This window comes from Cupriavidus sp. GW822-FHT02D05 (genome assembly GCF_058802485.1).
The window spans coordinates 151,788-174,811 of record NZ_JBXAOE010000001.1; the positions used below are offsets into that span (position 1 = coordinate 151,788).

Genomic DNA, 23,024 nt, shown 5'->3' on the forward strand with positions numbered 1-23,024 from the left:
CAGCCCGCACCAAAACAAAACAGGAGACACCGCCATGGGCAAGCTATCGCTCGCCGCCAAGGTCACGCACGTGCCGTCGATGTACCTGTCCGAGCTGCCGGGCAAGTACCACGGCTGCCGTGAGGCGGCGATTGCCGGGCACCGCGAAATCGGCCGGCGCTGCCGGGAGCTGGGCGTCGACACCATCGTGGTGGCCGATGTGCACTGGCTGGTCAACGCCGGCTACCACGTCAACTGCAATGCGCACTTCGAGGGCATCTACACCAGCAACGAGCTGCCGCATTTCATCAAGGACATGGCCTACGCCTATGACGGTAATCCCGAACTGGGCCGGCTGATCGCCAGCACCGCATGCGAGCAGGGCGTCATGACCCGCGCCCACGAGATCGCCAGCCTGGAGCTGGAATACGGCACGCTGGTGCCGATGCGTTACATGAACGCAGACCGCCATTTCAAGGTGGTTTCCATCGCGGCCTGGTGCGCCTGGCACCAGCTCGATGAGAGCCGCCGCTTTGGCGAGGCGCTGCGTGCGTCCATCGAGGCCAGCGATGCCAATGTGGCGTTTCTCGCCAGCGGCTCGCTGTCGCACCGCTTCAACGACAACAACAGCCCCGAGGAGAGCATCCACCAGATCAGCCGCGAGTTCTTCAAGCAGGTGGACCTGCGCGTGGTGGAACTCTGGAAGCAGGGCGACTGGGCCACCTTCTGCCGCATGTTGCCTGAGTACAACGAGCACTGCATCGGCGAGGGCGGCATGCATGACACCGCCATGCTGCTGGGCCTGCTGGGCTGGGACAAGTACGAGCGCCCGGTGGAGATCATCACCGACTACTTCACCAGCTCGGGCACCGGCCAGATCAATGCGATCTTCCCGGTGTGCTGAGGGATCACCGATCACGGATTACGATTCACGCTTTATCGGAGAGGCCTGCCAATGCCCCACATCATCGTCGAGTACACGGACAACATCCGCGCCGACGCGCGCGTGCCCACCCTGCTCAAGACCATCAACGACGTGCTGATCGCGCAGGACGGCGTGTTTCCCATCGGCGGCATCCGCTCGCGCGCGCTGGCGCTGGCCGACTACCGCATGGCCGACGGCGAGGAGGACTACGCCTTCGTCCACATCACGCTGAAGATCGGCGCCGGGCGTCCCGAGGCGGCCAAGAAGGCGGCATGCGATGCGCTCTTCGAGGCTGTCAAGGCGCACTTTGCCGAGCTATATGCGCGGCGCTACCTGGCGCTGTCAATGGAGCTGGTCGAGTTCAACGAGGGTGGCAGCTACAAGCACAACAACGTGCACGCCCGTTTCAAGAAGGCCTGACCGGTTCCACCGTCGACCAACAGGCCCCTGCGCACAACGCTCAACGCTTCCCACGGAGACCCCATGCTCAGCCCAGAGCTGATCCACCAGATCGCCCATCGCCTGCACGGCGCAGAGCAATCGCGCCGGCAGATCCGGCAAATCTCGCTGGACCACCCTGACATCACGATTGAAGATGCCTACGCCATCCAGCGCGAGTGGCTGGCCCACAAGCTGTCCGAAGGCCGCACCATCAAGGGCCACAAGATCGGCCTGACCTCGCGCGCCATGCAGCTTTCCTCGCAGATCGACGAGCCTGACTACGGCACCTTGCTGGACGACATGTTCTTCCAGGACGGTGCGACGATCCCGCCGGGGCGCTTTATCGTGCCGCGCGTGGAGGTGGAGCTGGCCTTCGTGCTGGACAAGCCGCTCAAGGGGCCGAACTGCACGCTGTTCGACGTGTATGACGCTACCGCCTACGTGATCCCCGCGCTGGAGATCATCGATGCGCGCAGCCATGGGATCGACCCCGACAGCAAGCGCCCGCGCAAGGTGTTCGACACCATCGCCGACAACGCGGCCAATGCCGGCGTGGTGATGGGCGGGCGCCCGGTGCGGCCGTTCGATGTGGACCTGCGCTGGGTCTCGGCCATCATGTCGCGCAACGGCGTGATCGAGGAAACCGGCGTGGCCGCCGGTGTGCTCAACCATCCCGCCAACGGCGTGGCATGGCTGGCCAACAAGCTGCATCCGCATGGCGTGGGCCTGGAAGCGGGCGAGGTGATCCTCGGCGGCTCCTTCACGCGGCCGGTGGCGGCCAGCCCGGGTGATACATTCCACGTGGACTATGGCGCGCTGGGCGCCGTGGCCTGCCACTTCGGCTGAACGCCTGACCCGGACGCCATCATGGAAATCCCCCTCAATACCTTCAAGCGCGCGCTTGCCGCCAACGAGCAGCAGATCGGTCTGTGGCTCGGCCTGGCCAGTCCCTACACCGCCGAAGTACTGGCCGACGCCGGCTTCGACTGGCTGCTGATCGACGGCGAGCACGCACCCAACACCGTGCCGTCCATCCTGGCGCAACTGCAGGCGCTGGCCGCCTATCCCGTGCGGCCGGTGGTGCGTGCGTCGTGGAACGACACCGTGCAGATCAAGCAGTTGCTTGACCTGGGCGTGCAGACCCTGCTCGTGCCGATGGTGCAGGACGCGACCGAGGCGGCCGCCGCGGTTGCCGCCACCCGCTACCCGCCGCAAGGCGTGCGCGGCGTGGGCAGCGCAATGGCGCGTGCCTCGCGCTGGAACCGTGTCGGCGGCTACCTGGCCCAGGCCAACGGCGAGATGTGCGTGCTGGTGCAGGTGGAGACGCGCGCCGGGCTTGCGCACCTCGATGCCATCGCCGCCACCGAAGGCGTGGATGGCGTGTTCATCGGCCCGGCGGATCTCGCCGCCGACATGGGCCATCTCGGCAACCCGGGCCACCCGGACGTGCAGAGCGCCATCGCCGACGCCATCGCGCGCATCCGCCGCGCCGGCAAGGGCGCGGGCATCCTCAGCGCGGACGTGGCGCAGTCGCGGCAGTACATGGCGCTGGGCACGACGTTCACCGCCGTTGGCGTGGATGCCACGATGCTGGCCCGGGCGGCAGAGAGTCTTGCCGCGCAGTTCAAGGGCCAGGGCAGTGCGGGGACCAGCCAGGATAAGACGTACTAGCTGCGGATTGCACAAAGCAAAAAAACAAACAACAGAAGAATCGGAGGAGACCCAATCATGCAAGCAAACGCCTGCGCCCGGCGCACGCGCCTCTATGCCATGGCGCAGCATGCTTCGCGCGTTGCCACAGGATTGGCGATAGCGCTGGGCGGGACCAGCGCCGCTCACGCCGCCGACCCCGCCGCACGCTGGGTGGTGCCCTACACCGCTGGCGGCGGCAGTGACCTCGCCACGCGCATCGTCGCGCAGAAGATCGCGCCGGCCATGCACCAGAACTTCGTGGTCGACAACAAGCCGGGCGGCGCCACCATCCTCGCCGCGCAGGACGTGGCCAAGGCGCGTGCCGACGGCGCTACGGTGCTGACTGCCGGGCAGGGTACGCTGGTACTTAACCCGGCGCTGTATCGCAAGCTACCCTATGACGCCGCCAGGGATTTCACGCTGGTGACCTCCCTGGTGAAGCTGCCCGTGATACTGGTCGCCAACCCAGCCTTGCCGGTAAAGACCTTGCACGAGTTCATCACGTGGCTGAAAGCGGGGCAGGGCAAGGCCACCTATGCCTCTGTCGGCACCGGCAGCCCCCACCACCTGAGCGCCGAGCTGCTGCTCGACCGCGTGCAGGCTAGCGCCGTCCACGCGCCGTATAAAGGCACGCCACCCGCGTTGCAGGACGTGGCGGGCGGGCAGGTCGATTTCATGATGGCCGATCTCTCGGCCGCGGTGCCGTTGATCCGCGCCGGCCGGCTGCGCGCCATCGCGCTGCCCGCGGAGCAGCGCTCGGCGGTGCTGCCGGATGTGCCAACCTTTGCCGAGGCCGGGCTGGCTGGCTTCACGGCATTCGCGTGGCAGGGCGTAGTGGTCCCGGCCGGCACGCCGCCGGCCTCGGTCGACAAGCTCAACGCGGCCATTGCCGCAGCGCTGAAGGACCCGGCGGTGGTCAAGCAAATGCAGGAGCTTGGGCTGGAGCCCATGGGCGATAGCCGGGCGGGCTTTGCCGCGTTCGTGGACAATGAGCGCGCCAAATGGGGCGCCTTGATCCGCGCGCACAAGATCGTGCTGGATTGAGCCTAGCCTAAGTGGTCCGCCGCGCGGGCGCCGGCGAGGCCATGGCTGCCTGCACGCGGCTGGCTATGTCCTGCAGCGGTGCCACGAAGCGCTTGACCGCCTCCTGCTCGCTCAGGGCGCGCGCGAGATACACCACGTTGAGGCTGCCGCGCACGCGGTCCGCGTGCCGGATCGGCACGGCGACCGCGCCGATCTTGCGCTGCTCCAGCCAGTCGCCGCGATTCGACCCAAAGCCATCCTCGCGCACGTGCGCAACCAGCTTGCGCACATAGGCGGCGTTGTTGGCCAGCGCTGCCTGCTCATCGCCGCCGCCACCTGAGCGCAGCAGGTTGAGGATGTCCTCCCGTTCCCCTTCGCCACAAAACGCGAAATAGGCCCGCCCGGCGGCCGTCGACAGCATCGGCAGGCGCCGCCCGACCATGGCGCGGTGAAAGGACAGCGGGCTGAAGCGGTGCGTGGTCTCGCGAATGATCATGGCGTCGCCGTCGGGCGTCGTCAGGTCCGACGGCCATAGCACGCGCTGCAGCAGCTCGCCCATCAGCGGCGCGGCGATGGTGGAGATCCACTCATCGTCATTGAAGCCTTCGCTCAAGGCCCTGACCTGCAGCGTCAGGCGATAGCTGTCGTCCGAGTCGCTGCGGCGCACGAAACCCTCCGCGATCAGCGTTTCCAGCAGGCGTCTGACCGTGGTGCGGTGCAGCCCGGTCAGCTCGCTCAGCTGCTGCGCGGTCCCGCGCCCGCTTTCCATCCGGTTCAGCGCCTTGAGCACGTCCAGGCCACGGGTCAGCCCGCGCACGCTGGCGTAAGGCGAGATGCGGCGATCAGGCACCCCAGGCATTCCAGGCATTCCAGGCATAAAAAACCCTTTTAAATCAACGTTGTGCACTCCTTGCACATTCTGTTCGTTTTTTTGTCCGGATGCAATCGGCTCTCTACACTCCGCTGTACCAGTTAGCCATTCAAAAACATTCACGAACGAAGGAGACACGATGTCGACCGCTGCCACGCCCCTCAAGTCCGTCCCGTCCAGCCAGCCCGAGCTGCCGTTCCAGAGCATCTGGGGCGAGTTGCGCGGCGTCTCCTTCAGCCAGGGCTGGCTCGATGCCAAGGGCATCCGCACCCGCTACCTGCATGCCGGCAGCAGCGACAAGCCCGCTTTGATCCTGTTGCACGGCGTCGGCGGCCACGCCGAGGCCTACGTGCGCAACCTGCAATCGCATGCCGAGCATTTCGACGTATGGGCCATCGACATGATCGGCCACGGCTGGACCGACAAGCCGGCGGGCGGGCGCGAGATCTCCGATTACGTCGACCACGTGATCCGCGTGATGGATACCCTCGGCATCGCGCGCGCTGCGTTCAGCGGGGAATCGCTGGGCGGCTGGGTGGCCTCGCGCCTGGCGATTGACCACCCCGAACGCGTGGAGCGGCTGGTGCTCAACACCGCGGGTGGCTCGCAGGCGGACCCGGTGGTGATGGAGCGCCTCAAGACGCTGTCCATGCGCGCCGTGGAAGAACCGGGCTGGGATTTCATCAAGGCGCGCGTGGAATGGCTGATGGCCGACAAGGCAAAGGCCTTCGACGACCTGATCGCCACGCGTCAGGCCATCTACGCGCAACCGGGCATGGTCGAGGCCCAGCGCGGCAACATGGTGCTGCAGGACATGGAAACGCGCCAGCGCAACATCCTTCGCGCCGAGCACTATGGCCGCATCAAGGCCCCGACGCTGGTGCTGTGGACCTCCGACGATCCCACCGCCGATGTGTCGGAAGGACGGCGCATCGCCACCATGATTCCCGGCGCGCTGTTCACGGTGATGGACGGTTGCGGCCACTGGCCGCAGTTCGAGGATGCCGACACCTTCAACCGCATTCACCTGAATTTCCTGCTCGGCAATGCCGTGCCGGAAGCGGCCACGGTTTAAGCCGGCAAGTACCGGACAAGCAGGAGAGGAGACATGAACAACGCCATCGAGATGGCGGGCGCAGACGCTCGTCCGCGGGATCTGGACACCGACGTCGCCATCATCGGCGCCGGCCCGGTGGGCCTGATGATTGCCAACATCCTTGGGCTGCAGGGTGTGCGCGTCGTGCTGGTCGAGAAGCTGGACCAGATCATCGACTACCCCCGCGCCATTGGCCTGGACGACGAGGCGCTGCGGGTGTTCCAGTCCGTTGGCCTGGCCGATGCACTACTGCCGCATACCACGCCGCACCACTGGATGCGCTTTGTCACGCACACCGGCCGCTGCTTTGCGTCGATCGAGCCGCGCACCGACGAGTTTGGCTGGTCTCGCCGCAACGCCTTTATCCAGCCGCTGGCGGACCGGATCCTGTACGAGGGCCTGCGGCGCTTTCCCCATGTACAGGTGCTGTTCGGCCACGGCCTATCGGCCTTCACGCAGGACGAACACGGCGTGACGATCCGCGCGGAAGACGCGCACGGACGTGTCACCGCCATCCGCGCCGCCTACCTGGCCGGCTGCGATGGCGGCAACAGCGTCGTGCGGCGTACGCTGGACGTGCCGTTTGAAGGCCGCACCAAGCCCAACCAGTGGATCGTGGTGGACGTGCGCAATGACCCGATCGGCACGCCACATATCTACATGCACTGCGACCCGACGCGTCCCTATGTGTCGGCCGCGCTCCCGCACGGGATCCGCCGCTTCGAGTTCATGGTCATGCCCGGCGAGACGGAAGAGGAGCTGTCCCGGCCGGAGAACCTCGCCGCGCTGATCCGCAAGGTAGTGGCCGATCCGGACAAGGTCGACTACATCCGCAAGCGCGTCTACACCCATAACGCGCGCCTGGCGCGGACCTTCCGCGTCAAGCGCGTGCTGCTGGCGGGCGACGCCGCGCACATCATGCCGGTCTGGCAGGGGCAGGGCTACAACAGCGGCATCCGCGACGCGAGCAACCTGGGCTGGAAGCTGGCGATGGTGGTCAAGGGCGTGGCGCAGGACCGGCTGCTGGATACCTACAGCATGGAGCGGCGCGCTCATGCGCGCTCGATGATCCACCTGTCCGAAGTGGCGGGCGATATCTTCGCGCCCGCCAGCCGCTTCGGCGCGTCGCTGCGCGATGGCCTGACCTGTGTGCTGAACGTGTTTCCCTCGGTCAAGCGGTACTTCGTGGAGATGCGCTTCAAGCCCATGCCGCGTTATGAATCGGGCGTGGTGCTATTGCCCGAGCGCCAGGGTGACGACCGGTTCCTCGCGCGCTTGCTGGAGCGCTCCGGCAACTCGCCGCTGGGACGCATGCTGGGCCTGATGAGCGAGAAGCGGGATTCGCTGGTTGGCCGGCTCGTTCACGGCCGCGATCCGGCGGGAAGCTCGCCGGTTGGGCGCATGTTCATCCAGCCAATGGTGCGGACCGAGCAAGGTCATACCGTGCGCCTGGACGACGTGATCGGCAATCGCTTTGCCATCATCGCCTGGGGCGCGGACCCGACCTTTGGCCTGACGCCACAAGCGCGCACCGTCTGGGAAAAGCTGGGCGCGTGCTTCGTCATGGCCAAGCCCGATACGCAGCTTGCCTATCGCGACGACGTGCCGCAAGGGGTGATCGCCATCGGCGACACTGCCGGGCGTCTCAAGGATTGGTTCGGCAAGCTGCCCGGCTCCGTGGTGCTGCTGCGCCCCGACCGCTTTATCGCCGGGTTGTGCTCGCCGCAGCAAGTGTCCGATGCCATCCAGGTGCTGGCCGCAAAGCTCGCGCTGTCCGACGCGTCACCGTCGGCTGACGCTGCGCCGGGCGCTTTGCCCGCGCAGCCAGGCACGCAGCCGGCGCGCGACCACGCCATCGCCTTTGCGCGGGGAGCCTGACATGCCGATGCATCTCGAATGCCTGTCCCACACGCCGCTGCATGGCTACCACGATCCCGCGCCGGAGATCGTGGCCGAAGTGGAGCGCGTGCAGGCCGCGGCGCGCGCTCGCGTGCAAGCCTTTGCGCCGGAGCTGGTGGTGGTCTTTGCGCCGGATCACTTCAACGGCTTCTTTTACGACGTGATGCCGCAGTTCTGCATCGGCGTGGCGGCCAGTGCCATTGGCGACTTCAAGAGCCTGGCGGGCCCGCTCGATGTGCCGCGCGCCACCGCGCTCGCGATGGCGCAGGCGGTGCTGGACCGCGACGTGGATGTGGCCGTGTCGTACCGCATGCAGGTGGACCACGGCTGCGCGCAGGCGCTGGAAGTCCTGCTGGGCGGGCTGGACGTTTGCCCGGTCATCCCTGTCTTCATCAACTCGGTGGCGCCGCCCATGGCAACGTGCCGGCGTGCGCGGCTGCTTGGCGACGCGATCGGACGCTTCCTGCAGGGCCTGGGCAAGCGTGTGCTGGTGGTGGGGTCGGGCGGCATCTCGCACGAGCCGCCCGTGCCGGAAATCGCCTCGGCCAATGCGCAGGCCGCCGAGCGCCTGATTGCCGGGCGCAATCCGCCGCCCGAGTCGCGTGCTGCCCGCCAGGCGCGTACCGTGGCCGCCGCGCAAGCGTTCACCAAAGGCGACAGCCCCCTGCATCCGCTCAATCCGGCATGGGACCGCGCCTTCCTGGAACGGCTGGCCGGCGCAAACCTTGCAGCGGTGGATGCCATGCGCAATGACGACATCACGCGCGACGCCGGCAAGTCGGCGCACGAGATCCGCACCTGGATCGCCGCCTTCGGCGCGCTGGCGGCCGCCGGGCCTTACCAGGCATCGATCGAGTACTACCGGCCCATCGACGAGTGGATCGCAGGCTTCGGCGTGATGCAGGCACAGCCCGCCACCGGGCACGCATAACCCAACCAGGACCAACCATGTCAAACCAGGAAATGACGCTCGCGCTCGCCAGGCGGCTGCGCGAGGCAGAGCAGAGGCGCACGCCGGTCGAGCCGCTGCGCGGCGAAATCCCGCCGGGCGATGCAGCGATGGCTTATGCCATCCAGCGCGCCAACGTCGACGCGTGGCGGGCCCAGGGCCGCCGCGTGGTTGGCCGCAAGATCGGCCTGACCTCGCTCGCGGTGCAGCGCCAGCTTGGCGTGGACCAGCCCGACTTTGGCACGTTGTTTGCCGACATGGTCTTCGGCGACGACGAGCCGATTCCGCTCGCCCGCACCCTGCAGCCGAAGGCCGAAGCCGAGGTCGCGCTGGTGCTGAGCCGCGATGTCCCAGCTGAGGATGCGACGTTGGTCGACCTGATCAACGCCGTCGCCTACGTGCTGCCTGCGATTGAAGTGGTCGGCAGCCGCATCCGCAACTGGGATATCTCGTACGTGGATACGGTGGCTGACAACGCCTCCAGCGGCCTGGTGGTGCTGGGCGCGGTGCCGGTGCTGTTGGCTGGCCTGGACCTGAAGACCGTGAAGATGGAAATGCTGCGTGATGGCGAGCGAGTTTCCACGGGTTCCGGCGCGGATTGCCTTGGCCATCCGCTTAACGCCGCAGTCTGGCTGGCCCGGAAACTGGCCTCGCTGGGGGACCCGCTGCGAGCCGGCGACCTGATCCTGACCGGTGCGCTGGGGCCGATGGCGGCCGCGGCGCCGGGGCAGTGCTTCGAGGCCCGCATCAGCGGCATCGGCAGCGTGCGGGCACGGTTTGCGCCGGGGTGACGCGCGGCATCTCAAGCTTTTTTACCACATTAAAAATACACAAGGAGACAACATGCAACCCACCAGATCCATCCTCGCAGGCGCATTGCTCGTGACCGCCGGCGTGCTTGGCAGCGCCCCCGTCCATGCCGACACGTTCCCCAGCCACCCGCTGACCATCGTGGTGCCGTTCCCCGCCGGCGGCGTGACCGACATGATTGCGCGCCAGATGGCGCAGCAGATGCAGACCGGCCTTGGCAAGCCGGTCGTGGTCGAGAACCGTCCCGGCGGTGGCGGCCAGATCGCGGCGCAATCGGTCAAGCGAGCTGACGCGGATGGCTACACCATGTTCGTGGCCGCCACCGAAATGTTCGCGATCAATCCCGGCCTGTACCGCAATTTCTCGTACGACCCGCTCAAGGATTTCAAGCCGGTGACGGCACTGGCGTCGTCGCCCCTGGTGCTGGTGGTGCCGCAGGGCAGCCCCGTCAATTCCGTCAAGGACCTGGTAGCGCTGTCCAAGAGCAAGCCGAACGGCGTGAACTATGCCTCGCAGGGGATCGGCTCGATCGGCCACCTGCTGGGCGGCTTGTTTGCCGACAAGGCTGGCGGTCACATGACGCACGTGGCTTACAAGGGCTCAGCCCCGGCCTTGCAGGACGTGATGGCCGGGCAGGTCGACATGATGTTCGACCCGGTGATCACCACCTCGCCGCTGATCAAGGGCGGCAAGGTCAAGCCGCTGGCCATCGCGGCGCCGCGCCGCTCGCCTTCGCTGCCGGACGTACGCACGCTCTCCGAACTCGGCATCGGCGGGCTGGATGCCGGCGTCTGGTTTGGCATGGTGGTCAAGGCCGGCACGCCCGATGCCATTGTCGCGCGTCTCAACGAGGCCGCGCTCAAGGCGCTCAAGGCACCCGAGGTGACCAAGCGCTTTGCCGACCAGGGTCTGGAAGCGCTGCCCATGACGCCGCAGCAGTTCGGCGCCTTCCTCAACAGTGAAAGCACGCGTTGGGCCCCGCTGGTCAAGGCCAGCGGCGCCAGTGTGGAATGACGCAAGAGATCCAACAGGAGAGATCCATGACCCGCAAACTGAAGGCCGCCATCATCGGTTCCGGCAATATCGGCACCGACCTGATGATCAAGATCCTGCGCCACGGCGCGTACGTCGAGATGGGCGCGATGGTCGGCATCGACCCGGCATCGGACGGCCTGGCGCGCGCCGCGCGCCTGGGCGTGGCGACCACCCACGAAGGCGTGGAAGGACTGACGCGCCTGCCGGTGTTCGGCGATATCGATGTGGTGTTCGATGCCACCAGCGCCGGCGCGCACGTGAAGAACGATGCGTTCCTGCGTGGCCTGCGGCCGTCGCTGCGCATGATCGACCTGACGCCGGCGGCCATTGGCCCTTACTGCATCCCGGTGGTCAACGGCGATGCGCACCTGGACGCGCACAACGTCAACATGGTCACCTGCGGCGGACAGGCCACCATCCCCATGGTGGCGGCCGTATCGCGGGTGGCGCCGGTGCTGTATGCCGAGATCGTGGCCAGCATCTCCAGCAAGAGCGCGGGCCCCGGCACGCGCGCCAACATCGACGAATTTACCGAGACCACCTCCAAGGCGATCGAAGCGATCGGTGGGGCCAGCAAGGGCAAGGCCATCATCGTGCTCAACCCGGCCGAGCCACCGCTGATCATGCGTGACACGGTGTATTGCCTGAGCGAGATGGCGGACGAGGCCGCCATCGCCGCGTCGATCGACGCCATGGCCGCCGAGGTGCGGCAATACGTGCCCGGCTATCGCCTCAAGCAAAAGGTGCAGTTCGACCGCATCCCGGCGGATGCGCCGCTGGTGGTGCCCGGGGTGGGGCGTGCGAGCGGGCTCAAGACCTCGGTGTTCCTGGAGGTGGAGGGCGCGGCGCACTACCTCCCGGCCTACGCCGGCAATCTCGACATCATGACCAGCGCCGCGCTCACCATCGCCGAGCGGATGGCGAGCTCCATGCTTGCCCAGCGCGCCGCCGCCTGACTCACCTGCAGATAAGGAGTGCCTGCCATGCAAGGCCAAAAGAAGATCTACATTTCCGATGTGACGCTGCGCGACGGCAGCCACGCCGTGCGCCATCAGTACAGCGTCGAGCAGGCCCGGCAAATTGCCAAGGCGCTGGATGACGCCAAGGTCGATTCGATCGAAGTGGCCCATGGCGATGGGCTGCAGGGATCCAGCTTCAACTATGGCTTTGGCGCCCACACCGACCTGGAATGGATCGAGGCCGCAGCCAGCGTGGTCAAGCACGCAAAGATCGCCACGCTGTTGCTGCCCGGCATCGGCACCGTTCACGACCTCAAGGCTGCCTATGATGCCGGCGCGCGTATCGTCCGCGTGGCCACGCATTGCACCGAGGCGGACGTCTCGCGGCAGCATATCGAGTACGCGCGCCATCTGGGCATGGAAGCCGTTGGCTTCCTGATGATGAGCCACATGACCACGCCGCAGAACCTTGCCGCGCAGGCCAAGCTGATGGAGAGCTACGGCGCCACCTGCTGCTATGTGGTGGACTCCGGCGGCGCGCTGACCATGAACGATGTCCGCGACCGCTTCCGCGCCTTCAAGGCGGTGCTGAAGCCGGAAACGCAGACCGGTATGCACGCGCACCACAACCTGAGCCTGGGCGTCGCCAACAGCATCGTGGCGGTGGAGGAGGGCTGCGACCGCGTGGACGCCAGCCTGGCCGGCATGGGCGCCGGCGCCGGCAACGCGCCGCTGGAGGTCTTTATCGCGGCCGCCGAGCGCATGGGATGGGACCACGGCTGCGACCTGTACAGGCTGATGGACGCGGCCGATGACATCGTGCGTCCGCTGCAGGACCGTCCCGTGCGGGTCGACCGCGAAACGCTGGCGCTGGGCTATGCCGGGGTGTACTCGAGCTTCCTGCGCCACAGCGAGGCCGCGGCGAGCAAGTATGGTCTGAAGACCGTCGACGTGCTGGTGGAGTTGGGCCGCCGGCGCATGGTGGGCGGGCAGGAAGACATGATCGTCGACGTGGCGCTGGATTTGCTGAAGGCGCACTAAGGTCATCGGCGTGACGCCTCAGGTTTCATGTTATCTGGCACGCTGCTTGCGGCTCAGTGCCTCGGCAGACAACACGACGCCGCCTCCCCGCTTTCGCCAGGCAGGCGGCGTGTCGCGGCGACGGAGAACGTCGCCGCGGGCAAAGTGCGTTATGTCGCCTAAGGTCAGTCGCCTAAGGTCAGTCGCGTTGGGTCGCGTCAGGTCCCGAAGGCTATTGGGGCGGCTGTTGCAGCCCCAAGCGGCTAGCGTTGGCCTTGCTGGCCACTCTTCTGGCCTTGCTGGCTTTGTTGCCCAGCCTGATCGGTCTTCTGGCCTTGCTGGCCTTGCTTGTCATGGCCGCGATCCTGCTGCTGTTGCTGGCCGCCCTTCTGATCCTGGCCACCTTGCTGTCCGCCTTGTTGGCCGCCTTGCTGGTGCTGCTTGCTTTGGTCTTGCTGGCCTTGGCCGGGTTGCTGTTGCTGTCCCATCTCTGTCTCCATGGCGCGGCGGTAGTGCCGCGAGAGGGAAAGGTGCAAGGCGCGTGCCACTGCTTGTGCGCTGGCGCCACATGGGAGGGTTTTGCCGCGGCTGATACCCGGGAAATGCCTGTCTGGCATGGGATGGCGCAGCCTTTCGCTTTCCTCGTCCATACAGATGCTGCGTCGGACACGCACCGCAAGTCGGTGGATCTGCACTTGCCAGGGCCCGCTAGCGGGGTCTTGCCAGCCCTTTTTACAAATCCCGCAGGTTTTTACAAGCCGACCGGCAGCGCCACCGACAGCACAAAGCAGAAGATCCGCGACTGCACGGTCACCGCCAGGGGCCAGCCTCTTATGCCGCCAAGTGCAAGCGCGGCGCCGGACCGGGAGGGGTCCCGCGGTCGTCGCTGGCTTCGAGCAGGCTCAACGCGGCAGGGCCCAGCGTGTTCGCGCAAGCGGAGGTCAACGCAGCAACGCTGCCCAGGCCCACTTGCGCGGCCAGCCAATCGGTGCGCACGCCGCTGCCGCCCGCAAGCAGGTACACCGCGCGCGCGACGCGCTGCTCGCGCAGCAGCACGCCTAGCGCCTCGCCCTCGGCGAATAGCCGTGCGCGTACCAGCCGCGGGGTGACTTCCCATCGCTGCGCGACCAGTGCCGCATTCCACGGTAGCCGAGGCTGGCCGAAGATCTCGCCGGCAAGCGCGCGTGACCAGTGTTTCTCCGAATGGCACGGGCAGCCCGGCAGGGTGGCCAGGGTCATGCGCGGGCATGCGTCGTCCGGCACTTCCTGCAGCGTGATGGCGGTGCTTTGGCCCGGCGCCGGCAGCAGGTCGCAATCGAAGTACGCAAACGCCGGCACCACGAACGGGTTGCCAGGCGTTACCTCCCGCCGCGCATTCGCGTCGCGCAGGCGCGCGGTGCCATGCCGCGCATCGACGCGCACGGCAAAGGGGAAGCGCAGGTGAGAGAGGCGCAGATCGGTGCTGCTGACGAGGGCCATGCGAAGCTCAGGTGACGCAGGCTGGCGCGCATCGGGCGCGGCGCCAGGGGAAAAATCGCATTGTACGGCTTCGCGCGGCCAGTGAGTTTCACGATGCCGAAGGAGGGTTTCAACGCCAGCCTTGGCCGCGACCGCTGCGCTATGGCCGCTGCCTACAGCTCCGACAGGCCAAAGTGACGCAAACGCTCAAGGTCGGTCACCCGGATGCTCTGGTACGACAAATCGACCATGCCCTCCGCCGCCAGGCGCCGCAGCGCCTGGTTGACCCGCTGGCGCGAGAGCCCCGTCAGCAGGCCGATCTCCTCCTGGGACAGCTCCAGCACCGCGCTGGTACGGGGGTACAGCGCCGGGTGGAAGAGCTGGGCAACCGCCTGCGCCACGCGGGCATCGACGCTCAGCAGCCGCTCGTTCTGCACGGTGGCGATGAACTGGCCCATGCGCTCGTTCAACTGGCGCACCACAAAGCTGGCAAACGGCAGGCTTTCGCTGAGCAAGGTATGGAACACGGTGTCGGGCACCAGCGCCAGGCGGGAGTCGCGGATGGCGATCACATCGTATCTCCGCGCTTCGCGCTTGATGACACTGCCTTCTCCGCACCAGCCGCCTGCCGGTACCCCCGAAAAGGTGCAACCGCGCCCATCCGGCGTGTAGACCGCGAGCTTGATCAGGCCGGTCTCCACCCCGATCCAGTAGCGCGATGGCTCGCCACGATGCGCGATGAAGGCGCCAGCGGAAAAATCCTGCACCACCACCTGCCGCGCTGCCAGCGCCTGGTGGCTGGGCGCGAGCGCGGCGAACCATTCATGCTGGGAAAGCAGGGCGGCATGCCCGGTGCAGGGCGGTGGCGTCGTGATATCTGCGGGGGGAGGGGTAGGCGATCTGGGTGTGGCTGCGGGCAGGCTGGGCATGATTTCGGCTTGGCCCGGCACGGGCATTGTCATCCGGACGACAGAGCTTGGTCCTGTGCGATGATAGCCTTGCACAGTGAAAAGTAACAGCGACCGGCGGCGCGCGGCTCATCCTGAGGGCCAATACCCGCATAGCCGGCGCATGCGGAGACTACGGCAATGCCAAGCGATTTCGACACTGGCCTGGGCAAGAACCCGGCCAATCACGTACCCCTCACACCCATCGATTTCCTGGCGCGCGCCGCCAGCGTGTATGGCGACCGGCTGGCCATCGTGCACGGCCCGGTACGCCAGAACTGGCGCGACACCTACGCGCGGGCACGGCGCCTGGCCAGCGGGCTGGCACGCCTGGGCGTGGGCAAGGGCGATACCGTTGCGGCCTTGCTGCCCAATACGCCTGCCATGGTGGAGGCGCACTTTGGGGTGCCGATGGTGGGCGCGGTCCTCAATGCGCTGAATATCCGGCTCGATGCTTCCAACCTGATCTTCATGCTGCGCCATGGCGAAGCGCGGGTGCTGCTGGCGGATACCGAGTTTGCCGACCTGGCGCGGCAGATCGCCAACGAGATTCCCGGGCTGAAGGTGGTGGCGGTGCTTGACGCGCTCGGCCCGCAGGACGCCCCGGCCTTCGGCGAGACCGACTATGAGCGCCTGCTGGCCTCGGGCGACCCGGAGTTCGCCTGGCAAATGCCCGCTGACGAGTGGGATGCGATCGCGCTCAACTACACCTCGGGCACCACCGGCGACCCCAAGGGCGTGGTCTATCACCATCGCGGCGCGGCCATCAACGCCATCTCCAACATCCTGGAGTGGGACCTGCCCAAGCACGCGGTGTACCTGTGGACGCTGCCGATGTTCCACTGCAACGGCTGGTGCTTTCCGTGGACCATCGCGGCACGCGCCGGCGTCAACGTCTGCCTGCGCAAGTTCGAGCCCAAGCTGGTGTTCGACCTGATGCGCGACGAGGGCGTGACGCACTATTGTGCCGCGCCGATCGTGCATACCGCGCTGGTTAACGCCCCGCCGGCGTGGCGCGAAGGCCTGCGCGGCCCGGTGCGCGGCATGGTCGCGGGTGCGCCGCCGCCCGCCGCGGTGCTAGCGCAGATGGAGGCCATGGGCTTCGCGTTGACCCACGTCTATGGCCTGACCGAAACCTACGGCCCCGCCGCGGTATGCGCCGAGCAGGACGACTGGGCCGGCCTGTCGCAAGAGGACCGCGCCACCAAGAAGGCAAGGCAGGGCGTGCGTTACCACCTGCAGACGGAGGTGGCCGTGCTGGACCCGGACACCATGCAACCGGTGGCCTCGGACGGCGAGGAAATCGGCGAGATCATGTTCCGCGGCAACATCTGCATGAAGGGCTACCTCAAGAACGAGAAGGCCACGCGCGAGGCATTTGCCGGCGGCTGGTTCCATACCGGCGACCTGGGCGTGTGCACGCCGGACGGCTACGTCAAGATCAAGGACCGCAGCAAGGACATCATCATCTCCGGTGGCGAGAATATCTCCAGCGTGGAAGTGGAAGACGCGATCTATCGCCATCCCGCCGTGCTGGCCGTGGCGGTGGTGGCGCAGCCGGATGTGAAATGGGGCGAGACGCCCTGCGCGTTCGTGGAACTGAAGGATGGCGCCAGCGCCACGGCCGAGGAACTGATCGCCCATTGCCGCACCCTGCTGGCGGGCTTCAAGGTGCCCAAGGCGGTGTACTTCGGGCCGTTGCCCAAGACATCGACGGGCAAGATCCAGAAGTTCGAGTTGCGCAAGAAGGTCAAGTCGGATGCGGCGATCGACGTATAAGGGCTTTTTCCGAAGTCGCCAGATACGCCAGAGCAATAGCCCAGAGGGAATCCCCTTCGATAAGGATAGTAAGCTAACAGTACTCATTCATGAGGTTTCACATTTCCCGGAGGCGATGAACTCTGAAGACAAGTGGTACAACATTCTCCTGTCAAGGCTTCGGGCCAAAGCGCGCAATCAGTTTTGCATCGTCAATGCAGACAACATCGCATACTACGTGACGAACATCCCAAATTGGAGCTACAGGCCGCCAGCATGGAAACCGTGATGAAAAAGCTGCTCGTTGCATTCGTATTGCTCTGTGTGTTGCCTGCCTATGCCTGCCGCCCTGCATTCTTGACGCACGAACCCATCTTTGAGTGTGGGGCGGCGAAGCTCTCCGCTCCCGAAATTGCTCGGCTGGCCGCGTGGCGCAGTGATACGCGGCAAGCGTTTCCTGCGGGCTTTGAGGTATTCATGTCGCTGTGGCGGAACGAGAGCGCCGGAATCACCAGGAAGCTTGCCGAAGCGCGTGCACGTTGGCTTGCTGATCTGCTTGAGCACATGGATGTCAACGGCGCCGACATTCACCAGCCAGAGATTCGCGACATCGACAACCACTACGTCCCATCAGCGGATGCCGCCACGTTCCTGAACACCGTTACGATAGCTGTAAACCCGCGATGCCCGCACGCATGTTGCGACAAAGCGAGTCGGTGAGTTGTTCTCCGTGCCTACTGGGGCGTGTCCCCTGGTGCGGGGGCGCCCTGGGCCGGCTACCCACCTGCAGGCAGTGTCCCTGACGCTCTCTAAATAACCTCAGACAAGGCCTTGGCGAAAGCAGGGAGAAAACCGGCCATGCCGCCGTCTCAGGCGCGCAGATAGCCTTCGGCCAGCGCCACCCAGCAAGCAGCGCCAAGCGGAATCAGCTGGTCGTTGAAGTCATATCCGTCATTGTGCACCGAGCAGCCCACCCACTCGCCGGTGCCATTGCCCAGCGCAAAATAGCAGCCCGGCATCCTCTCCAGCATCCACGCGAAATCCTCGCTGCCCATCTGCATGGACGGCGGCACCTGGATGACCTTGTCGCTGCCCAGCACGCTGGCCACGGCCTGCCGTGCGATGGCGGTTTCTTCCACGGTATTGCAGATCGCGGGCGCCAGGCGCTCGTAGGCGATGTCTGCCGTCACGCCGCACGAGGCGGCCTGGTGCGTCACCACCTCGCGAATGCGGGTCTCCAGCAGGTCTCGCACCTGCGCCACGGTGGCGCGCACGCTCAGCTTCAGCGTCGCGGTCTCCGGGATGATGTTGTAGGTGCTGCCGGCCTGCATCTCGCCCACGCTAATCACGGCGGCGTCGACCGGCGCCACATTGCGCGCCACGATGCCTTGCAGCGCCATCACGGTCGAGGCGAGGGCCAGCGTGGGATCGGTGGCGCGGTGGGGCATGGCGCCATGGCCGCCCTTGCCGCGGAACGTGATCGTGGCGCGGTCTGAGGAGCCGCCCATTGGGCCGCTCTGCACTACCGCCATGCCCACCGGCAGGCCGGGCGCATTGTGAAAGGCGTAGATCGCGTCGCAGGGGAAACGCTCGAACAGGCCGTCGTTCATCATGGCCAGCGCGCCGGTCATGCCTTCCTCGTCGGGCTGGAAGATCAGGTTGAGGGTGCCGTCGAAGTGGCGCGTGGCGGCCAGGTACTCGGCAGCGGCCAGCAGCGTGGCGGTGTGACCGTCATGGCCGCAGGCGTGCATGCGTCCTGCTACCTGGCTGGCATAGGGCAGGCCGGTGCGCTCCTGCAGCGGCAGCGCGTCCATGTCGGCGCGGATACCGATGGTGCGCGCACCGTTGCCGACCTTCAGTTGTGCCACCAGCCCGTGGCCGCCCACGGCGTGCACGCTATAGCCCCATTCGCGCAGCAGCGCGGCGGCCATCTCGGCGGTGCGTGGCACGTCGGCGCCCAACTCTGGGTGGGCGTGGATGCGGTGGCGCAGTTCGGCGAAGCGCTCGGCGGATTCGGTCAGTGCCGGCGGGATGTTTCCTGGGTGCTTGGTCATGGCTGCAGGGTGTGTGTCGTGCGTTCGGAAGGGATGGGTTTTGCGCCGCGGGTCAGTCGCGGCCGGGGTGGCTGGGGAACAGCGCCAGCGCGGTCAGGCTGATGCAGGAGGCCGCGATCAGGTACCCGGCAGGCGCCATGTTGCTGCCCGTGGCGCTGATCAGCCAGGTCACGATCAGCGGGGCGAAGCCGCCGAACACGGTCACGCCAAAGCTGTACATCACCGACATGCCGGTGGCGCGTTGGTGGCGCGGCAGCGCTTCCATCATCAGGGCGGCACCCGCGCCGCTGCCGACCGAGCCCAGGGTCACGGCCCCGCCGATCAACGCCATGGTGAGCGGCAGGCTGGGGCCCGCGGATAGCAGCGTGAAGTTGGGGTAGACCAGCGCCAGCGAAGTCAGCCCGCCGGCAAACAGCAGGGGCTTGCGGCTCGGCAGCCGGTCGGCCAGCAGGCCGAACAAGGGCGCCATCACCAGCATGGCAGCGCCTGCCGTGCATGCCGCCAGGAAGGCGGTGACAGGTGGCATATGCAGAGCGCTCACCAGGTAAGTGGGCATGTAGAACACCATGATGTACATGGATGAGGTGCTGCCGGTCATCAGCAGCATGCCCAGCAGCAGCGTGCGGCCATGTTCGCGAAACACCTTGCCGACGCCGCCATGCGCGCTGCCGCCTTCGTGGGTTTCTTGCAGGTGCCGGCGGATATACATGCCCACCGGCGCAATCAGCAGGCCAAGCATGAACGGCAGGCGCCAGCCCCACGCAAGCATGGCGTCGGGGCTGAGCAAGGCCGATGCCGCGGCACCGGTCAGCGCGCCCAGCAGCGCGGCCCCGCCTTGCGTGGCGGCTTGCCAGCTGACCAGGAAGCAACGGTTGCGCTTGCTGGCGGTCTCCAGCAGCAGGGCCGATGCGGCGCCGATTTCCCCGCCAGCCGACAAGCCTTGCAGCAGCCGGCCGATGACCACCAGCACGGTGGCGGCCATGCCAATGCTGGCATGGGTAGGCGTGAAGGCGATCAGCGCGGTGCCTGCCGTCATTAGCACGATGGTGAGCGTGAGTGCCGCCTTGCGGCCGCGCTGGTCGGCCAGGTTGCCGATCAGCACCGCGCCCAGGGGACGCATCACGAAGCCGACACCGAAGGTGGCGAAAGACAGCAGCAACGATGCCAGCGGGCTGCTCGACGGAAAGAACAACTTGCCGATGGTGGCGGCAAAGAAGCTATAGACCGTGAAGTCGTACATTTCCAGCCCGTTGCCGATGGCGGCGGCAACGATGGCGCGGCGCGAGTGCGGGCGGGCGGCAGTGGCAGGCACGGCGCCGGCCGGGTGGCCTGGTGCGGTGTGGGCGATGGTCATGCTGTCCTCCTCGGGTGGGGTAGATGGGCAGCGGGTGCGGCGTGGCCCCGTTACTCTCGGTGTGGGGGCATGGTAGGGGCCGCGCGCTGGATAAGCACTTCGCTTTTTTTCATGGGTATGAGCATTGGGAATCAGGGGGGCGGCCGCCGATTGGGCGCGCGGCGTCAGGCAATGGGCTGTTTTCATTGCCCTTCGATTCGATTGTTGCCCGTAACTAATTGATTGTTATGGGTTTTAATCGGGGATGGGTTTGCGTCATCGCGTCATGCCGGGCCAGCGCGGTGCTGGGGCATTGCCTGGCCCGGATGCGCGTTGCCGGCGCATGAGGGACCGCTCACTGGGCGGCGGTGCTGCCCGGTGGCGGATAGTGGCTCGCCAGCGCTTGCAGCACGGCGTCGTGCAGGCGCGCTGCCGCCCACGTCAGCACATGCCGGTCGCGCGTGACCAGCGAGATGATGCGGTCGGGCACGGGCTCGGCGACCTCGATGAAATCCATCCGCTCGGTGATGTACTGGCTGCCAAGCGACTCGCTGGAAAGCAGGATCAGGGTGTCAACCTGCCAGCAAAGGTCCAGCGCCAAGCCCATCGACGTGCACTCGACCACCCGGGTCGGCACCGCCAGGCCGTTACCCGCGAACAACTGATGAAAAGGTGAGCTCGCATCGGACAGCGGGTCCAGCGCGAGCCAGTCCGCCTGCTGCAGCACGCGCACCGAACGTGCCGCGCGCAGCGCATGCCCGCGCCGGGCACCGATCACGGTCGGCAGCCGGCACACCTGGGTGCAGTCCAGCCCGCGATCCAGCGGCAGCAACTGCGAGGTCACCGCGAAATCCATGGTGCCCTCGCGCAGGTGCTCCAGCAACTGCGCCGGGCGCATCTCCAGCACCCGCAGCCGGGCGTTCGGGAACTCGCGGCGGAAGGTACTCAGGCAGGCCGCCATCGGCCGCATCAGCGCCGTGACCGGCGTCACCCCCACGGTGATCTCGCTTTGCACCGTGCCTTTCATGTCTTCCAGGTCTTCGCGCGCGCGGCGCACATTCTCGCTGATCAGCCGCGCATGCGAGACCAGCCGCTGACCAAAGGGCGTGAGCTGCACGCCCTTGCTGGAGCGCACAAACAAGGTGGCACCGACGCTGCTCTCCAGCTCCTTGATCGCCTTGCTCAGCGCGGGCTGCGTCAGGTGAAGGATGCGCGAGGCTTCCTGGATGCTGCCGGTTTCGGCAACGGCGGCCAGGGCGCGCAGCTGGTTGAGCTTCATGTGGTGGCCTGCTGGATTGTGGGCGGACATGTTAATGGCAAAGCGGGCGGCGTGAAAGGATGGGAGCCTGGTGCGGTGATCGGCATGCGAGGTGGCCGTGAGGTGGTCTTGAGGTGGCTTTCAGCCGGGCGCCGGAACCGTTGGCATGCTCCTTGCGCGGGGAACTGCATCCGGCTTGCGCTAGAATGGCAAGCCTAGCCACTGTAAGCAATCATGATGCGCTGCCATCCGGGCGTGCCTGATTCATCTTGCGTTAGCGCGTGCGCACCGATATTGTGCATCGGTGCGCCGCCGACGAAGCTGCGCCGCAGTAGCCATCTTTTTCTCGCAGCGCTTCGTCTGCCTTACTCTCAATATCCCATGCAGCTTGACGACACCAACCCGCAAAACTCCTTCCTGAACACCACGCGCAAAGAGCGCAAGCGTGTGCAGGTGTACCTGGTCAGCGGCATCCGGCTCGTCGGCTCCATCGAGTCCTTCGACGCGTTCGTGGTGATGCTGAGCACGCCCGGCGGCATGCAGACCATCTACAAGCGCGCCATCTCGACGATCCAGCTGGATACCGGCACGCGTCCTCCCGGCGGCGGTGGCGGCGCACGTCCGCCCGGCGCAGGCCCGCGGACGCCGGGCTCTGGCCCCCGTCCGCCGCGCGTGTCTTCAGAAGGCAACGCCCAGGCGCCCCTGGTGGTAACGCGCAAGCGCCGCGCCATGGCGCCTGGCGGTTCAAACGAGTAATGCTGGCCGCCCACCCCGGGCGGGGTGGCCTTCTACGTTCCGCCTGACCCGCTCATTGCCGCGCTCATGGCCGGAACTGCTGCGTACCGTCTTCCTTGAATCCGATGCCGATCTGCGCCCGGATGACCGCAGGACGCAAAGGCGAGGACATACGCTGGCTCGCGCTGTGGGGTGTGGCGACGGCAGTGCAGGCGTAGCGCTGCGGTGCCAGTCAATCGCGCCCCGGCCGGGAGGCCGGGGCCTTGCGAAAAGCGGTGAGGCTGCCTCGCGTCAGTTGCCGATGCCGAGCAGCTCGACTTCAAAGTTCAACGTGGCGTTCGGTGGGATCGTGCCGGGTACGCCGCGCGCTCCATAGGCGGTCGGCCCCGGGCACACCAGCTTGGCCTTGCCGCCGACCTGCATCTTCTGCACGCCTTCCGTCCAGCAGGGAATGACGCGGTTCAGCGGGAACGAGATCGGCTGTCCGCGCTTGTAGGAGCTGTCGAACTCGGTGCCGTCGGTGAGCGTGCCGCGATAGTGCACCTTGACCACATCGGAGGCTTTCGGCGTGGCGCCGGTGCCCTTGACAATGGTCTGGATGGACATGCCGGACGGCAGGGTTTCCGCGGCCGGGGCGGCAGCGTGAGCGATGGACGCCATGCCCAGGGCGGCAAGTAGCAGTGCAATCTTCTTCATATGTCAGCTGGCAGAGTGGAGGGGGAAAGTTGGCCGGTCGCGCCGGCCTGAAAACCAGCATCTTAAACCGGGAATGGGATCCCTCC

The 23,024-nt window shown here is 66.6% G+C and carries 23 protein-coding genes; 15 read left to right on the plus strand and 8 right to left on the minus strand.

All coding sequences use genetic code 11. From position 1 onward, the window contains the following. Positions 1-34 precede the first annotated feature (34 nt). From hpaD to AC1RQK_RS00685, 5 genes are all read left to right on the plus strand, one after another. A complete protein-coding gene (gene hpaD / locus AC1RQK_RS00665; protein WP_492807130.1) occupies positions 35-883 on the plus strand; it encodes a 3,4-dihydroxyphenylacetate 2,3-dioxygenase in 849 nt (282 codons plus the stop codon). A gap of 51 nt (positions 884-934) precedes the next feature. After that, positions 935-1,324, plus strand: a complete 390-nt coding sequence (locus AC1RQK_RS00670; RefSeq protein WP_492372068.1) for a 5-carboxymethyl-2-hydroxymuconate Delta-isomerase — start codon at positions 935-937, stop codon at positions 1,322-1,324. A 63-nt stretch (positions 1,325-1,387) separates the two neighbouring features. Then, positions 1,388-2,191, plus strand: coding sequence for a 2-oxo-hept-4-ene-1,7-dioate hydratase (gene hpaH, locus AC1RQK_RS00675; RefSeq protein WP_416052332.1), 804 nt, complete (start codon positions 1,388-1,390; stop codon positions 2,189-2,191). A 21-nt stretch (positions 2,192-2,212) separates the two neighbouring features. Continuing rightward, positions 2,213-3,016 (plus strand): 4-hydroxy-2-oxoheptanedioate aldolase, encoded by an 804-nt coding sequence (gene hpaI / locus AC1RQK_RS00680; RefSeq protein ID WP_492372066.1) that lies wholly within the window; start codon positions 2,213-2,215, stop codon positions 3,014-3,016. Between the two features lie 57 nt (positions 3,017-3,073). Next, positions 3,074-4,081, plus strand: a complete 1,008-nt coding sequence (locus AC1RQK_RS00685; protein ID WP_492372065.1) for a Bug family tripartite tricarboxylate transporter substrate binding protein — start codon at positions 3,074-3,076, stop codon at positions 4,079-4,081. A gap of 7 nt (positions 4,082-4,088) precedes the next feature. Here AC1RQK_RS00685 and AC1RQK_RS00690 read toward each other — a convergent pair whose 3' ends face one another. After that, complete coding sequence (locus AC1RQK_RS00690; RefSeq protein WP_492807477.1) at positions 4,089-4,895, minus strand: DNA-binding transcriptional regulator; 807 nt, start codon at positions 4,893-4,895, stop codon at positions 4,089-4,091. A gap of 175 nt (positions 4,896-5,070) precedes the next feature. On the opposite strand from AC1RQK_RS00690, the gene AC1RQK_RS00695 reads away from it, so the two are divergent. The 7 genes from AC1RQK_RS00695 to dmpG are packed head-to-tail and all read left to right on the plus strand — an operon-like array spanning position 5,071 to position 12,720. After that, entirely contained in the window at positions 5,071-6,006 is a 936-nt protein-coding gene (locus AC1RQK_RS00695; RefSeq protein WP_492807132.1) for an alpha/beta fold hydrolase, read from the plus strand. Between the two features lie 33 nt (positions 6,007-6,039). Next, a complete protein-coding gene (locus AC1RQK_RS00700) occupies positions 6,040-7,905 on the plus strand; it encodes a bifunctional 3-(3-hydroxy-phenyl)propionate/3-hydroxycinnamic acid hydroxylase (RefSeq protein WP_492372063.1) in 1,866 nt (621 codons plus the stop codon). A gap of 1 nt (position 7,906) precedes the next feature. Next, positions 7,907-8,857: a 3-carboxyethylcatechol 2,3-dioxygenase gene (locus AC1RQK_RS00705; RefSeq protein WP_492807134.1), complete on the plus strand. Its 951-nt coding sequence runs from the start codon at positions 7,907-7,909 to the stop codon at positions 8,855-8,857. 17 nt (positions 8,858-8,874) lie between these two features. After that, entirely contained in the window at positions 8,875-9,666 is a 792-nt protein-coding gene (mhpD, locus tag AC1RQK_RS00710) for a 2-keto-4-pentenoate hydratase (protein ID WP_492372061.1), read from the plus strand. A gap of 52 nt (positions 9,667-9,718) precedes the next feature. Then, the gene (locus AC1RQK_RS00715) at positions 9,719-10,699 is read left to right on the plus strand and encodes a Bug family tripartite tricarboxylate transporter substrate binding protein (RefSeq protein ID WP_492372060.1); all 981 of its coding nucleotides are present in this window, start codon (positions 9,719-9,721) and stop codon (positions 10,697-10,699) included. Positions 10,700-10,725: 26 nt separating this feature from the next. Continuing rightward, positions 10,726-11,676: an acetaldehyde dehydrogenase (acetylating) gene (locus tag AC1RQK_RS00720; protein ID WP_492807137.1), complete on the plus strand. Its 951-nt coding sequence runs from the start codon at positions 10,726-10,728 to the stop codon at positions 11,674-11,676. A gap of 27 nt (positions 11,677-11,703) precedes the next feature. Further along, entirely contained in the window at positions 11,704-12,720 is a 1,017-nt protein-coding gene (gene dmpG / locus AC1RQK_RS00725; RefSeq protein WP_492807138.1) for a 4-hydroxy-2-oxovalerate aldolase, read from the plus strand. A gap of 242 nt (positions 12,721-12,962) precedes the next feature. Here the strand turns inward: dmpG and AC1RQK_RS00730 are convergent, their stop codons facing one another. From AC1RQK_RS00730 to AC1RQK_RS00740, 3 genes are all read right to left on the minus strand, one after another. Further along, entirely contained in the window at positions 12,963-13,187 is a 225-nt protein-coding gene (locus AC1RQK_RS00730; RefSeq protein WP_492372057.1) for a hypothetical protein, read from the minus strand. A 343-nt stretch (positions 13,188-13,530) separates the two neighbouring features. Next, a complete protein-coding gene (locus AC1RQK_RS00735) occupies positions 13,531-14,178 on the minus strand; it encodes an AraC family transcriptional regulator (RefSeq protein ID WP_492807140.1) in 648 nt (215 codons plus the stop codon). Between the two features lie 152 nt (positions 14,179-14,330). Continuing rightward, positions 14,331-15,086 carry a Crp/Fnr family transcriptional regulator gene (locus AC1RQK_RS00740; protein ID WP_492807142.1) on the minus strand — a complete coding sequence of 252 codons (756 nt, stop codon included), beginning with the start codon at positions 15,084-15,086 and terminating at the stop codon, positions 14,331-14,333. Between the two features lie 159 nt (positions 15,087-15,245). Between AC1RQK_RS00740 and AC1RQK_RS00745 the strand changes: the two genes are divergently transcribed. Beyond that, entirely contained in the window at positions 15,246-16,883 is a 1,638-nt protein-coding gene (locus tag AC1RQK_RS00745; protein ID WP_492372054.1) for an acyl-CoA synthetase, read from the plus strand. Positions 16,884-17,150: 267 nt separating this feature from the next. Next, positions 17,151-17,582 carry a hypothetical protein gene (locus AC1RQK_RS00750; protein WP_492807144.1) on the plus strand — a complete coding sequence of 144 codons (432 nt, stop codon included), beginning with the start codon at positions 17,151-17,153 and terminating at the stop codon, positions 17,580-17,582. Between the two features lie 149 nt (positions 17,583-17,731). Here AC1RQK_RS00750 and AC1RQK_RS00755 read toward each other — a convergent pair whose 3' ends face one another. The 3 genes from AC1RQK_RS00755 to AC1RQK_RS00765 form a co-directional block, all read right to left on the minus strand. After that, the gene (locus tag AC1RQK_RS00755) at positions 17,732-18,916 is read right to left on the minus strand and encodes a M20 aminoacylase family protein (RefSeq protein ID WP_492807145.1); all 1,185 of its coding nucleotides are present in this window, start codon (positions 18,914-18,916) and stop codon (positions 17,732-17,734) included. 52 nt (positions 18,917-18,968) lie between these two features. Continuing rightward, on the minus strand, positions 18,969-20,270 hold the full coding sequence (locus tag AC1RQK_RS00760) for an MFS transporter (protein ID WP_492372046.1): 1,302 nt from the start codon (positions 20,268-20,270) through the stop codon (positions 18,969-18,971). A 334-nt stretch (positions 20,271-20,604) separates the two neighbouring features. Then, a complete protein-coding gene (locus tag AC1RQK_RS00765; protein WP_492807147.1) occupies positions 20,605-21,528 on the minus strand; it encodes a LysR family transcriptional regulator in 924 nt (307 codons plus the stop codon). A 360-nt stretch (positions 21,529-21,888) separates the two neighbouring features. Here AC1RQK_RS00765 and hfq point away from each other — a divergent pair, with 360 nt between their 5' ends. Then, complete coding sequence (gene hfq / locus AC1RQK_RS00770) at positions 21,889-22,263, plus strand: RNA chaperone Hfq (RefSeq protein ID WP_492372044.1); 375 nt, start codon at positions 21,889-21,891, stop codon at positions 22,261-22,263. Between the two features lie 270 nt (positions 22,264-22,533). On the opposite strand, the gene AC1RQK_RS00775 is transcribed toward hfq, so the two are convergent. Further along, positions 22,534-22,938: an FKBP-type peptidyl-prolyl cis-trans isomerase gene (locus AC1RQK_RS00775; RefSeq protein WP_006163829.1), complete on the minus strand. Its 405-nt coding sequence runs from the start codon at positions 22,936-22,938 to the stop codon at positions 22,534-22,536. Between the last annotated feature and the right edge of the window lie 86 nt (positions 22,939-23,024).